A 13,463-nucleotide genomic window follows, 5' to 3' on the forward strand; every position below is an offset into this window, starting at 1 on the left:
CGAGCAAAAGGAGCAGCACATGGATTACCGCAAAATCATCAAAGAAATCGGGCGAGGTAAAAATCACGCCCGTGACCTGGACCAGGACACCGCGCGAAGCCTGTATAGTCAGATGCTGGAGGGTGACGTGCCGGAACTGGAAATGGGTGCGATTTTGCTCTCTATGCGCATTAAGGGAGAAGGCGAAGCGGAGATGATTGGCTTCTACGAGGCGATGCAGCAAAAGACGCTGCGTTTAACGCCGCCGGCAGGCAAGCCAATGCCGATTGTTATCCCGAGCTATAACGGCGCGCGCAAACAGGCCAACCTGACGCCGCTGCTGGCGATGCTGCTGCACAAACTGGGCTTCCCGGTGGTGGTGCACGGCGTCAGCGAAGACCCAACCCGGGTGATTACCGAAACGATTTTTGAACTGATGGGCATTGAGCCTACTCTCCATGCCGGTCAGGCACAGGCGAAGCTTGAAGGCCATCAACCGGTTTATATTCCCGTTGGCGCGCTGTGCCCGCCGCTGGAGCGCCAGCTTAACTTTCGCTGGCAGCTTGGCGTGCGCAACAGTGCTCACACGCTGGCGAAACTAGCCACACCTTTTGAAGAGAACGCGGCGCTGCGCCTATCCAGCGTGTCACACCCTGAATACGTGGGCAAGGTGGCGAAGTTCTTTGCGGATATCGGTGGGCGTGGGCTGTTAATGCACGGCACGGAAGGTGAAGTGTATGCCAACCCGCAGCGTTGCCCGCAGATAACGCTGATTGATAGCGAGGGGGCGCGGGTGGTCAATGCGCGCCAGAGCGAGCAGCCTGAAGCAGAAGTGGTGCTACCATCGAGTAAAGATCCGGAAGTGACCGCGCGATGGATTGAGCGCTGCGTGGCGGGCGTTGAGCCGGTGCCGCATTCGCTGAAAATCCAGCTCGCCTGCTGCCTGCTGGCGACGGGGGAAGTGCCTAGTATTGAAGAAGGGCTGGCGCGCGTCGCGCAGTCGTATTAAGCGGTCGTGCTTTCCCGGGCGAACGCAGTGACCCCGGGATCAACCCCATTCCCAAATTCCACGCAAAAAAAAGCCCGGCGTGGCGGCCGGGCAAGCAAGGGTATCAACAAGTTCAATGAGGGTTGGAGCACCCGTGAGAGGTCAAACTCACGGGGTAGTACTTAGGTCGGTTATTTGTAGATAACCGCGGTGCCGCTAACTTTGTTGTTGGTGTTAGCAGAGGTGATGCTGTAGCCGGTAGCGCCTGCATCAGCAGCTTTCTGCGCCAGTTTTGCTTCCAGACCATCCAGCGTGGTTGCACCGTTGGCAGATACCACACCAATTTCATTCATTTTTTGCGCTTGTTCCTGAGTTACCGGTTGTGCAGCAAAAGCACCGAAAGACAGGGTAGAAAGGGCAATAGCAGCAACAGCATATTTAATCGTTTTCATCATTAATCTCTCGCAGGTGATGTTGTTCGGATGACGTTGTTTCCGTCGATGTGAGAAGTATCACGCTTTTATTCGATGGAATAAATCGAAGAGAATTGATGTCGACAATCAAAAAAATTGAACAATTATTAATATATTGATTATTAATAAAATATTCATGATGTGAATGTGTTTGCGGGTGAAGTGCGGTCAGTAAAGAGATCTAGCGCACAATTTGCCACTTTTTTTGCTAAAAAGCGTGCTCGTAAAGATAATCGATTGCTCTGTATGTTCAGGTATAGATTTGTCATCAAAACTGGTTATGAGGTCTATTTGTAGCATTATATTCTTATTGATACGAGGTGAGTAAACTTTTCTCGATGTTTTGTATTCTGATGGAGAGGGCGACGTCGGTGACCGCTTTGTTATCCCGGCTTCGTTTAACTCCATCATAAAATTTGAGAGATATTCTCAGCTTAAATTTCTGACCATTCCCGCAGAAGATTGTGATACAGGTTGAGCAGCGAGAGCGCTTCTTCCGATTCGCCGTGACGGCGTTTTAAAGCCTGAATGTTGCCGTCGAGTTCAAACAGCATGGCGCGGCGTTTATCGTCTCGAATCATGGATTGGATCCACATAAACGATGCAACTCGTACGCCTGATGTGACGGGCGTGACGCAGTGCAGGCTGCTGGAAGGGTAGAGGACCAAATCACCTGCCGGGAGCTTCACCGCATGCTGTCCATAGGTATCGTTAACGGTCAGCTCACCGCCTTCGTAGCTATCCGGTTCCGATAAGAACAAGGTGGCGGAAAGGTCGGTGCGCATCCAGCCGGCGTGTGGGTGCTGACGTACCGCGCCGTCGACGTGAAAACCGTAGGTTTCTTGCTGCTGATAGCGGTTGAACAGCGGGCTGGAAATGGTTTTTGGCAGTGCGGCGGCGAAGAACAGCGAGTGGCGGTTCACCGCTTCCAGCACGCGTGCCTGTAGCCCGGCATAGCGTTCACTGCGGGTATCGACCTGTTGGTTTTGCTTAACCTGCGCACCCTGCGCGCCGACGGTTGCCCGGCCGTCTACCCACTCCGCTTGCTCCAGTTCACCGACAAGCTGGCGAACCTCTTCGGCGCTCAACACGCCAGGAATGCGGTACATCATGGGAATCTCTCCTTAAAGAAAGTGGGGCTTGCGCCCCACGGTGATACTTAGAAATGTACGTTAGCCGTCAACACGAAGGTTCTTGGCTCGCCCGGATGGTAGCGATAGCCGCTCTTGTTGATCGAGGCAACATAGTTGGTATCAAACAGGTTGTAGGCATTCAGCTGCAGGTCGAGCGTGCTGTTCACGCGGTAACCAATCTTGGCATCGGCAACCCAGTAGCTGTCGGTGGAGTCCGGCGTGCCGACGGCGCCGTCTTTGCCGCGATGCATGCTGCCAATGTAGCGCGCGCCTGCGCCGACGGAAATCGCATCGGTGGCCTGGTACTGGCTCCACAGAGTGAAGGCATGCTCAGGAGTATACGGCAGTGATGATGAGCCGTCTTGTGTCACCTCTGCACCCTGCTGGATGGTGGCGCGCTGCTGCGTGAAGCCGCCAATCACCTGCCATTCCGGGGTGATGTTCCCGGCAACGGAGAGCTCATAGCCTTCCACGCGTTTGGTGCCGTACTGCGAATAGGTGCCGTCGTCGTTGGCTTCAACGTCGTTTTCGATATCGGTACGGAATACCGCCGCCGACAGCAGCAGGCGTTTATCCAGCAGCTCCCATTTGGTGCCGGCTTCGCTGGTTTTCGCTTTTTGCGGTTTGAAATCGGTACGGTTGGCGCTGCTACCGGTTCCACCAGCCGCCAGCGCGAAGTTGCTGCCGCCCGGAGGCTGCTGGGAGATGGCGTAGTTGACGTAGACGTTGCCGTTCTGCGTCAGGTGATACAGCGCCCCCGTTTTCCAGTTGACCAGGTTACCTGATTTCGTGGCATCGACGGTGGTGACAGGCGTGTTTTTGGCAACGCCCGCCGGACAGGCAATGGCGCCACGACCCGTGCCGCCACACAGTGAGGCGCTGTCATATTCGGTGTGATAGCTATCCAGGCGAATGCCGCCGTTCAGCTCAAAATCACGGGTAATTTGCAGCGTATCGAACGCGTAAATACCAAAGGTATCGGTCTGACCGTTAGCGTTAGCGCCGCTACGGTTCAGGCTGCCGATGTTGACGTTACTGTTCGGGTTATACAGATTGACCACCGGAGCCGTCATCGGGTAGACGCCGTAGTTGGTCTGCTGCTCGTGGGTAAACTCGACGCCGGTGCTGATATCGTGGCCGATAGCGCCGGTGTAGAACTTAGAAGTCAGGTTAGTCTGGTTGGTCAGGATCTTGTTGCTGACGTCTTTGGTGTTGACGTTGCGCGTCCAGGTCCAGGTGTTGACGTTGTTAGGGTCCGGTCGACCAATGTTGCTTGCGCCGCCCATTATCGCCGTCATCATATAATCCTGCTTGATCTGCGACCAGCGGGTGGTATTACGGATGGTGGTGGTGTCGTTAAAGTCATGTTCGAAACGCATCGTCACCGTATCGGTGGTGGAGTCGTCGTAGTCTGAGTTGGTGCCGTAGAAATTATGCGTATCGACTTTGCCAGAGCTATTGAGCGCTGATGTGGCGGCGTTTGGCGCGGAGTAGCCCGGTAGGCCCACGGTAGGCACACCGCCGTCCGGCGTGTTGTGCTGGGTAACGTGCAGATAGTTCAGATACAGGCGGTTTTGCGTGCCGAGGCCAAAGGCGATGGACGGCGCAATTCCGTAGCGCTCGTTTTTCACGTTATCGCGCCCTGCATCGTGAGTCTTTTCCCCCATCAGGTTTAAGCGTACGGCAGTGGTGTCGCCGATGGCTTCGTTCAGATCCAGCGTGCCGCGGCGATACCACGCGCTGCCTACGCTTGCTGAAGCATCGATACCAGAGTCCAGGCGCGGCTGCTTGCTGATCATATTGATCGAGCCCGTCGGCGCGCTGCGGCCATAGTCTGAACCAGACGGGCCCTTAATCACTTCTACTTGTTCAGTATTGAAAGTGTCACGCGTCACGCTGCCGATATCGCGAATACCGTCGATGTAGATACTGTTAGACGTATCTGCGCCGCGCATATAAATGGTATCGCCGGTTGACGAGCTGCCGTTTTCACCCGCGAAGAAGGCCCCGACGCCTGGGACGTTTTTTAATGCGTCTGTCAGGTTAGTGGCACCCTGATCCTTCAGCACCTGCTCGGAAATCACCGTCACCGTACGCGTGGTGTCGGCAATCGGGCGGCTGAATTTAGGGTCGGCGGATTTCGTTGGGGCATACAGCGATGGCGCTTGCGCTTCGACGACTAACGTATCTCCCGGGCTTTTTTCTTTACTGTCAGCGGCCTGAGCCGTAGGCGTCAGTCCAATGCATAATCCGGTAAAAAACGTGAGTGAGCTAAAGCTACTGAACGGGGTAGTGCGATTTTTATCCATATCAATGAGTGTCTTATAATTTTTAAACGCGAAATTAAAGATGACAACAGGGAACGCCTTGTCCCCTTCGCCACTGCAGGTTGCTTTATCTTTTTTAAATGATGTTGATAATGATTGTGATAATCATTATCAAATCCCGTCACTTTTTATCACTCATTGAGCTAAAAATAAATACATTGCTTTACAGTTTCTTCATTTTTTATACATAAAGATTACATATTTGTCGGAGTGACTCCCGGAGTCGCTGCGCTCGTCCGGGCTACCAACCCGCCGCCCCGTAGCCCGGACGAGGCGTTTACGCCGACTCCGGGGGGAAGCTCAGTGTTAAAGTTTGCGTGCCGCTTTCCACAAGCAAAACTGATGAATTGCGTCATATCGCTTTGGGGATTACGTTGCTGCGAACGTCTTACGCAAGGAGCAATGACAATGGTTCGCTACCGTCGATGCCAGGCGGGCGTTCAAACGGCATTTCACCCAAGCGCTGAGGATGCGGGACGTGTGGCGCGGGCTATACCCTGCTGATTGGGGCGGAAATGCTGGGGAGAAGGATGCAGGAAAGAGGCGGTGATATTTGTCCCGGAGTCGCTGCGCTCGTCCGGGCTACGGCCTCAATCAACCCTGACGCGCATCCGGGCGGATTAAATCAAACCGATGGTTTTCATCAATGGTGTAATAGGCAGACGGACCGCCGGCGCGGAGAACCGGCTGCGCTTTGGCGGTTTGGTAGATGCCGTTTTCCAGCAGCGATTCGTCAATGTGAATGCCGACCACTTCGCCCAGCACCAGCCAGGTATCAACGGCGGTACCGTCTGCGCCGGTGAGCTGAATGCACTGCGACAGGCGGCATTCAAAGTTGACCGGGCTTTCGGCAACGCGGGGTGCGTCCACCAGGCGGCTCGGTGCGGCCGTCAGCCCCGCGCGGGCAAACTCATCTTCACCGTGCGGCAGCGTGGCGGAGGTTTCGTTCATCGCGATGGCTAAATCACGGGTGGTCAGATTCCAGACGAACGCTTTAGTATCGACAATATTCTGCACGCTATCTTTCCAGCCGCTGCTGGCAAAACCGATGATCGGTGGGCGATAGTTAAAGCAGTTAAAAAAGCTGTAGGGCGCGAGATTACGCCGCCCCTGCGGGTCGACAGAGGAAATCCAGCCGATAGGACGCGGCCCGACGATGGCGTTGAGCGGGTCGTGAGGTAGCCCATGTCCGTGGGAAGGCTCATAAAAATACATAGCGCACCTGATATTTAAAAGCAGGAATCCAGACTCCCTTATTTACCGCACCGTCGTCAACGGGTATCTTACGCCGCATTACGACAGGAGAAAGTCATGAGTACCCAGAAACCGGGTTTACACCCGCGTAACCGTCATCATAGTCGCTACGATCTCGAAGCGCTGTGCCAGGCCGTGCCCGCACTGCGCGATTTTATTACTCTCAGCCCGGCAGGCGAGCAGACCATCAACTTCGCCGATCCGCTGGCGGTGAAGACGCTGAACAAGGCGCTGCTGGCGCATTTCTATGCGGTTAAAGAGTGGGATATTCCGGAAGGTTTTCTCTGCCCGCCGGTACCGGGGCGCGCGGATTATATCCATCACCTTGGCGACCTGCTCAGCGATGAAAGCGGCAGCGTGGTGAAAGGGGCTAACATTCTGGATATCGGCGTGGGTGCGAACTGCATCTATCCGCTGATTGGTGCGCACGAATACGGCTGGCGCTTTACCGGCAGCGAAACACACCCTGAAGCGTTTGCCAGCGCGCAGGCTATCCTGAGCGCGAATCCATCGCTGAACCGCATGATTCGCCTGCGTCGCCAGAAGGATACGACGGCGATGTTCAACGGCGTTATTCACAAAAACGAGCAGTATGATGCCACGCTGTGCAACCCGCCGTTCCATGATTCTGCGGCCGCAGCGCGCGCGGGCAGCGAGCGTAAGCGTCGTAACCTGGGCCAGGATCGTGATGATGCGCTGAACTTTGGCGGCCAACAGCAGGAGCTGTGGTGTGATGGCGGGGAAGTGGCCTTTATCAAACAGATGATTGCAGAGAGCAAAGGTTTTGCCCGTCAGGTGATGTGGTTTACATCGCTGGTGTCCAAAGGCGAAAATCTGCCGCCGTTGTACCGCGCGTTAACCGACGTGGGTGCGGTAAAAGTAGTGAAAAAAGAGATGTCACAGGGGCAGAAGCAAAGCCGCTTTATCGCCTGGTCATTTATGGATGACGAACAGCGTCGTCGTTTCCTGGCGCGCAAACGCTAAGAAAAACGCCGTTTACCCCATGGGGGATAAACGGCGTTAGCATCAGGAGACGTGCTGCAGGAACTCTTGCAGACGTTGGCTTGGTGGGTTCTTCACCAATTCTTGCGGGTTGCCATCTTCGGCAATCCGGCCTTTATCGATAAAGATCAGACGAGACGCCACTTTCTCAGCAAAGCCGATTTCGTGGGTCACGATAACCATCGTCATGCCTTCTTCCGCCAGATCCTGCATTACTTTCAACACTTCGTGGCGCAGTTCAGGGTCGAGCGCTGATGTAGGCTCATCAAACAGCATCATTTTCGGTTTCACCGCCAGCGCACGGGCAATCGCCACGCGCTGCTGCTGGCCGCCGGAAAGCTCAGAAGGGTAGTGATGGGCGCGCTCGGCAAGGCCGACTTTCGCCAGCAGATCTTTGGCCAGCTTTTCTGCCGCATCTTTCTTCAGGCCGCGCACGCGGGTTGGGCCGAACATCACGTTTTCCAGCGCCGTCAGGTGCGGGAACAGATAGAACTGCTGGAACACCATACCCGCTTCCTGGCGGATCAGGCGTTCATCCACTTTCGGGTCGTTGACCTTCAGACCATCGACGATCAGCTCACCGCTGGTAATCTCTTCCAGCTTGTTAATGCAGCGCAGCAGAGTCGATTTACCGGAGCCGGACGGCCCGATAATCACCACAACCTCACCCTGCTTGACGTTGAGATCGATGTTATGCAGCACCTGGGTTTGCCCAAAGTGCTTGGAGACGTTTTTAAATTCAATCACAGGATTTTCATCCTTCTTTCAAGAACGCGGAGCACGATGTTGAGTACCTGCGTGATAATGAGGTAGATAACGCCAACCGCGGTCCAGATTTCCAGCGCACGGAAGTTCCCGGCGATAATTTCCTGACCGCTGCGGGTCAACTCTGCGGCACCGATAACGATAAACAGCGAGGTATCTTTGATACTGATAATGAGCTGGTTGCCGAGCGCGGGCAGCATGCGGCGCAGGGCCAGCGGCATAATCACGTGACGAATGGTTTCGCGACGGGAAAGACCAAGCGCAAGACCGGCCTCGCTGAAACCTTTATGGATCGACAGCACCGAGCCACGGGTGATTTCGGCAATGTAGGCACCGGAGTTGATCATGATAGTGATCACCGCTGCGGTGAAGGTGTCGATGCGAATATCCGGGAAGGCCATCGGCAGGGCGAAGTAGATATACATCACCTGCACTACGATCGGCGTACCGCGGATCACTTCAATGAATACGAGGGCAATGTGGTTAGCAATCCAGCCGCCGTAGGTGCGGGCCAGACCCGCCAGCAGACCGATAACAATACCGCCCGCCAGGCCGAGGATCGAAATCCACAGAGTCATTTTGGCGCCGTCCAACAAAATTGGAATGGCTGGCCAGATGACGCTCCAGTCAAACTGCATGATGTATTCCTGTATACCGTGGTGGAAAATAAAAAAACTAGCCAACGTGTGCTGACTAAAATTGTAGGCCCGGTAAGCGCAAGCGCCACCGGGCGTTACAGAACCTGATGGATCAGGTTGGTTTATTTAGGTTCAGTACCGAACCATTTTTTGTAGATTTCGTTGTAGGTGCCGTTCTCTTTCAGCGTTTTCAGCGCGCCGTTAACTTTGGTGCGCAGCTCGTCGTTGCCTTTAGAGAACGCAATACCGTACTGCTGCGCTTCCAGAGATTCGCCTACCGCTTTGAACTGACCGTTACCGGCAGTTTTGATGAAGTAGAGAATGTTTGGCGTATCGTGCAGCACCGCGTCAGCGCGATTGGTGCCTAATTCCATGTAGGCGTTATCGATATTCGGGAACTGACGCAGGTCTTTGGTTTTGATGTTGGCTTTCGCGTAATCAACAGAACCGGTACCGCTCTTCACGGCTACCACTTTGCCGTCGAGATCTTTCACGCTTTTAATGTCGTTGTTGTTGGCTTTAACCATCACCAGCAGGCCGCTTTTGTAGTAGCCATCGGAGAAGTCGACCGCTTTTTTACGTTCGTCGGTAATGGTGATACCCGCCAGCGCCAGGTCGATATTTTTGGTCTGCAGCGCAGGGATAATGCCGCTGAAGTCCATTGGCTTCAGGGTGTAATCCAGCTTCAGTTCTTTCGCAATCGCGGCCCACAGATCGATATCAAAGCCGACGTACTTGTCGCCTTGTTTGAATTCAAACGGAACGAACGCCGTGTCAGTTGCCACAACCAGTTGCTTATCTGCGGCATGAGAAGAAACCGCGAAAGCCAGGGTGAGTGCAGCCAGTGAAACTTTAAACATAGACTTCATAGCATTTCCTTTTATATCCACGGGGCGATCCCCTGCGAGAACATTCGGCTTATGAAAGAATCGTGCCAACTTCACAATGCATTGTTTATTAACAAATAATGTGTTTTACCCTGCACGATATTGGCAGGATAAATGTCCATATGCACCATGAGAGGGCACCAAAGTGGTGCGTGATGTTGATGTTGTTAAGTATGGTGTTTTTTAGCGCAAACGTAGGGGATAAAACAATCTTTTATTAACGATTGTGTGAGGTGATTATTACAAATGATTTACTTTGGCGGGGTTTATGACCGTAGTTGCGCACTTTTCTGGTGCAATGCCCTTTCTGCGGGGGGCAGAAAGGGCATAGGATTGACTTATGGTTATTCAATATTCGCTTCAATGAACCACAGGAATTTATCCAGATCGCGGGAGGCGGCGGTGAAGATATCTGCGGTATCTTCATCTTTCGCTTCGCTAATCGCTTTACGAACGTCGTTTGCCACAATGGCATAGCGCTCAGCCAGTTCTTTCAGGTGATCCTGTACGCTGGTGATATCCAGCGGATAGCTTTTCAGTGGAGTCTGGGCGTTGATGACCTGGGTGGTACCCAGTGCGATACCGCCGAGCTGCACGGCACGTTCTGCCATGGTATCGAGGTGATCGGTTAACGCGGTACGGAAGCCGTCGAGCATCTCATGCACGGCAATAAAGTTGGCACCGCGCATGTTCCAGTGCGCCTGTTTGGTAATCAATGACAGATCGATAAACTGCAGAACCTGACGATTGAGTAACGCAACGGTGGCCTGTTTTTCACTGTCCGGAACGTCGTTACGCGTATAAAGAAGGTGGGCGTTTTTCGTTTTAACCAGTTTTGCAGTACTCATAGTCATATATCCTCTTGATTTATACACCGCTATAGGTTGGTGTATTTCGTCCTCATGAATTAACGAAAACAAGTATAGCACCGTCACCGGAACGGTATTTTCTGATTCTGCCTATAGGTATGATAGTGACGGCGATAATCGGTTAAAAATTATTATAAAACAATGAATTAAAAAATTATGGCAGTGAGGTTATATTTTTGTGGCGGATTTTATTGATATTAAATAAGAAATTATGCAATTCGAAAGGGTTATTATGCATAGTGGTGCGCACTATGCATAATATAAGAAAATTAGCCGACGTCGATCTCTTTAATTTTACTTTCCTGGCGCATGGTCAGCGTTGATCCCATTGAAGCAGCAATAATAGCGCCTAGCGCCAGCGTCTGGCTCAGGGTCAGCATTTCACCGAGAAAAACCATCCCGGAGAGCGCCGCCAGCGCCGGCTCCATGCTCATTAATGTACCGAAGGTTCGGGTCGGCAAACGCGTGAGTGCGATCATCTCCAGCGAGTAAGGCAGCGCCGTCGACAGGACGGCAATAGCCAATCCCAGCGGTAATATTGACCAGTGCCACAGGGCGTCCGCGGCCTGGAAAGCGCCCAGCGGCACAAAGACGATTGCCGCAATCAGTGAGCCCATTGCCACCGTCGCCGGGCCGTGCTCTTCCCCGGCGCGTCGCCCGCTCAGAATATAAACCGCCCAGCCAGCCCCGGCTCCTAACGCCAGCAGCGCGCCGGTCAAGTCGACGTGCGCGACGTCCTGACCGAGTGGTAGCAGGAACCACAGGCCAACGACCGCCAGAATCACCCAGATAAAATCGACCGCGCGGCGAGATGAAAAGAGGGCGACGGCCAGCGGGCCGGTAAATTCCAGCGCCACCGCAATGCCCAACGGAATACGCTGCAAGGACAAATAGAAGAGATAGTTCATGGCGCCCAGCGACAGTCCATAGAACAGCAGCGGTAGCCGTTGCGCTTTGGCAAAGCGAAGCCGCCAGGGTTTGAACACCACAACGAGAATTAGCGTACCGAGCGCCAGACGCAGCGCAGTCACACCAGGGGCGCCAACGAGTGGAAACAATGATTTAGCCAGCGATGCTCCGCTCTGGATAGAGACCATTGAGATAAGAATAACGAGTATGGGTAACCACGAAGGTACCTTGCGGAGCGAACCGGACATCTTTTTCCTGTCAGTTTTTGTCAAAAGAGGTAAAACCGGCAGTGTAATTGAAATAGTGCACTACGGTTGAGGGAATGTTGAAAAAAAAGTGTCATGGAACGAGTAGAATTTCTTTAGTCGAGAAGAATTTAGTCTGTCAAATTAGGAATTGTCTGGAAAAATCATCCCCGTTTTAACCTGCGTAGAAGTCATGCGTAAGTTAAAAAATCATTATTAATCAGATGGATGAATCATGATGGAAACAGAATGTTACATCATTGATGCCTTTAGACACCGTTAGGTCGAAAGAGTTTCTTAACAATTTTTGATATATTTAAAACTTAGGACTTATTAGAAGCACATTTGAGGTGGTTATTATGAAAAAAATCGCATGTCTTTCAGCACTGGCCGCTGTACTGGCTATCTCCGCAGGTACTGCTGTAGCTGCAACTTCTACCGTTACTGGTGGTTACGCTCAGAGCGATATGCAGGGCGTTGCTAACAAAGCGGGCGGTTTCAACTTGAAATACCGCTACGAAGCAGACAACAGCCCACTGGGTGTGATCAGCTCCTTCACCTACACTGAAAAAAGTGACACCCAGAACGGCGTGTACACCAAAGGTCAGTACTACGGCATCACTGCTGGTCCTGCTTACCGCATCAACGACTGGGCTAGCATCTATGGCGTAGTTGGTCTGGGCTATGGTAAAGCACAGGGTAACCAATTCCCTGAAACCAACAGCACCAGCGACTACGGTTTCTCCTACGGTGCAGGTCTGCAGTTCAACCCAATCGAGAACGTAGCTCTGGACGTATCCTACGAGCAGTCTCGTATTCGTAGCGTTGACGTTGGTACCTGGATCATCGGTGCAGGTTACCGCTTCTAATCACTTCGGTGATGTAAAAAGGGGTCTTGATGACCCCTTTTTTAATGCCTATTTTTCGTGAATTAACAGCCTGCTGCGATGTAGTCGCCGTTAGCGCTGATCGGAATCACCGTCAAAAAACAGGACGGTAGCAAAAAGCACCAGCATCACTCCTCCGGTAATTTTGACCGCCGGCATCACCCATCCGTGTTTTCCCGCGCCGCCAAAAAAGGCGACCGTCCGTTCACGCGCGTAGCGTACGGCGAGCGATAGCCCAAGAATCGACAGGGCGGTACCAAGCGCCATTGTCATTACCGCTACAATCCCCCAACTGACGATACCGAGCGCGTTGGCAAACATCAGAATCATAATCGCGCCGCTGCACGGCCGGGCACCAATTGCCAGAATTACGCCCAGCCGCGTTTTCCAATCACTTTCAGCAAGCGTAGCACCTACGCCATGATTTCCGCAGCCGCACTGTTCGTCGTGTTGGTGCAGCGGTTTGAGCGATGAGATAGCGAGTTTGCGTGGACGCAGGCTTTTCAGCGTCTGATAGATAACAAACAGCCCGAATGCACCAATCATCACCGCGCTGATTTTCTCGACGTACCAGCGGCTGGTACTGAGATCGCCTGAGGCCAGATTGAAGCCGACGGCCAGAATAAAAACAAAAGAATGGCGCTAATGCCCTGCATCAGACTGCCGATAAACGGCACCACGCGCGCGGCCAGAAGGCTCTCTTTGTTGGTGCTGAGATAGGTGGTGACGATAAATTTGCCATGCCCGGGCCCAATGGCATGCAGTACGCCGTAGAAAAATGCGCCGGTGAGTAACCAAAGACCGCCGCTGTATTCGTGGTTGTTTAACTGCAGCAGGTACATCACCAGATAACGGTGTAGGGTGATTTGCGTCGCCAGACACCACTGGATAAAGGCGTTCCAGTGGGTATGTAAGCTGAACGCGGTGGCGAGCAGAAGCAGCAGTAATAGCCCTGCGGTGGGAATACGCCAGTCACGGGTAAGACGTTGTGCAATCATCATCATGCTCGTGGTGAGAGGTCTTGAGATGAGTATAGTAATGCAACGTTGGGCGGGTTTGCTATCCGTCTACCTGATTAAGAGGTAAACGGATAGCCGGCGTGCGACA

The 13,463-nt window shown here is 53.2% G+C and carries 14 protein-coding genes; 3 read left to right on the plus strand and 11 right to left on the minus strand.

Annotation, left to right across the window (positions count from 1 at the left end; genetic code table 11):
• Window positions 1-19: 19 nt before the first annotated feature.
• Window positions 20-988, plus strand: coding sequence for a DNA-binding protein YbiB (ybiB, locus tag GKAS_RS04415; protein WP_035892264.1), 969 nt, complete (start codon window positions 20-22; stop codon window positions 986-988).
• Window positions 989-1,158: 170 nt separating this feature from the next.
• Here ybiB and ybiJ read toward each other — a convergent pair whose 3' ends face one another.
• The 4 genes from ybiJ to GKAS_RS04435 form a co-directional block, all read right to left on the minus strand.
• Entirely contained in the window at window positions 1,159-1,419 is a 261-nt protein-coding gene (ybiJ, locus tag GKAS_RS04420; RefSeq protein ID WP_035892289.1) for a DUF1471 family protein YbiJ, read from the minus strand.
• Window positions 1,420-1,874: 455 nt separating this feature from the next.
• The gene (gene ybiX, locus GKAS_RS04425; RefSeq protein ID WP_035892265.1) at window positions 1,875-2,552 is read right to left on the minus strand and encodes a PKHD-type hydroxylase YbiX; all 678 of its coding nucleotides are present in this window, start codon (window positions 2,550-2,552) and stop codon (window positions 1,875-1,877) included.
• 47 nt (window positions 2,553-2,599) lie between these two features.
• A complete protein-coding gene (locus tag GKAS_RS04430) occupies window positions 2,600-4,882 on the minus strand; it encodes a catecholate siderophore receptor Fiu (RefSeq protein ID WP_035892266.1) in 2,283 nt (760 codons plus the stop codon).
• Window positions 4,883-5,494: 612 nt separating this feature from the next.
• Entirely contained in the window at window positions 5,495-6,115 is a 621-nt protein-coding gene (locus GKAS_RS04435; RefSeq protein WP_035892267.1) for a flavin reductase family protein, read from the minus strand.
• A gap of 96 nt (window positions 6,116-6,211) precedes the next feature.
• On the opposite strand from GKAS_RS04435, the gene rlmF reads away from it, so the two are divergent.
• The gene (gene rlmF, locus GKAS_RS04440; protein WP_035892268.1) at window positions 6,212-7,138 is read left to right on the plus strand and encodes a 23S rRNA (adenine(1618)-N(6))-methyltransferase RlmF; all 927 of its coding nucleotides are present in this window, start codon (window positions 6,212-6,214) and stop codon (window positions 7,136-7,138) included.
• A gap of 42 nt (window positions 7,139-7,180) precedes the next feature.
• Here rlmF and glnQ read toward each other — a convergent pair whose 3' ends face one another.
• The 5 genes from glnQ to rhtA form a co-directional block, all read right to left on the minus strand.
• On the minus strand, window positions 7,181-7,903 hold the full coding sequence (gene glnQ / locus GKAS_RS04445) for a glutamine ABC transporter ATP-binding protein GlnQ (protein WP_035892269.1): 723 nt from the start codon (window positions 7,901-7,903) through the stop codon (window positions 7,181-7,183).
• Window positions 7,900-8,559, minus strand: coding sequence for a glutamine ABC transporter permease GlnP (gene glnP, locus GKAS_RS04450; RefSeq protein WP_035892271.1), 660 nt, complete (start codon window positions 8,557-8,559; stop codon window positions 7,900-7,902). The genes glnQ and glnP overlap by 4 nt, the downstream gene beginning before the upstream one ends.
• Before the next feature lie 122 nt (window positions 8,560-8,681).
• Entirely contained in the window at window positions 8,682-9,428 is a 747-nt protein-coding gene (glnH, locus tag GKAS_RS04455) for a glutamine ABC transporter substrate-binding protein GlnH (protein WP_035892272.1), read from the minus strand.
• Window positions 9,429-9,790: 362 nt separating this feature from the next.
• Complete coding sequence (gene dps / locus GKAS_RS04460) at window positions 9,791-10,294, minus strand: DNA starvation/stationary phase protection protein Dps (protein WP_035892273.1); 504 nt, start codon at window positions 10,292-10,294, stop codon at window positions 9,791-9,793.
• A gap of 290 nt (window positions 10,295-10,584) precedes the next feature.
• Window positions 10,585-11,472 (minus strand): threonine/homoserine exporter RhtA, encoded by an 888-nt coding sequence (gene rhtA, locus GKAS_RS04465; protein WP_035892274.1) that lies wholly within the window; start codon window positions 11,470-11,472, stop codon window positions 10,585-10,587.
• Window positions 11,473-11,828: 356 nt separating this feature from the next.
• On the opposite strand from rhtA, the gene ompX reads away from it, so the two are divergent.
• Window positions 11,829-12,338: an outer membrane protein OmpX gene (gene ompX / locus GKAS_RS04470; protein WP_035892275.1), complete on the plus strand. Its 510-nt coding sequence runs from the start codon at window positions 11,829-11,831 to the stop codon at window positions 12,336-12,338.
• 90 nt (window positions 12,339-12,428) lie between these two features.
• Here ompX and GKAS_RS25430 read toward each other — a convergent pair whose 3' ends face one another.
• Together GKAS_RS25430 and GKAS_RS25435 are read right to left on the minus strand one after the other, a co-directional pair.
• The gene (locus tag GKAS_RS25430; RefSeq protein WP_281630964.1) at window positions 12,429-12,902 is read right to left on the minus strand and encodes a nickel/cobalt transporter; all 474 of its coding nucleotides are present in this window, start codon (window positions 12,900-12,902) and stop codon (window positions 12,429-12,431) included.
• Window positions 12,902-13,357 (minus strand): HoxN/HupN/NixA family nickel/cobalt transporter, encoded by a 456-nt coding sequence (locus GKAS_RS25435; protein WP_281630965.1) that lies wholly within the window; start codon window positions 13,355-13,357, stop codon window positions 12,902-12,904. Before GKAS_RS25435 ends, GKAS_RS25430 begins: the two co-directional genes overlap by 1 nt.
• Between the last annotated feature and the right edge of the window lie 106 nt (window positions 13,358-13,463).

The organism is Kluyvera ascorbata ATCC 33433 (assembly GCF_000735365.1).
In the GTDB taxonomy this organism is placed as follows: domain Bacteria; phylum Pseudomonadota; class Gammaproteobacteria; order Enterobacterales; family Enterobacteriaceae; genus Kluyvera; species Kluyvera ascorbata.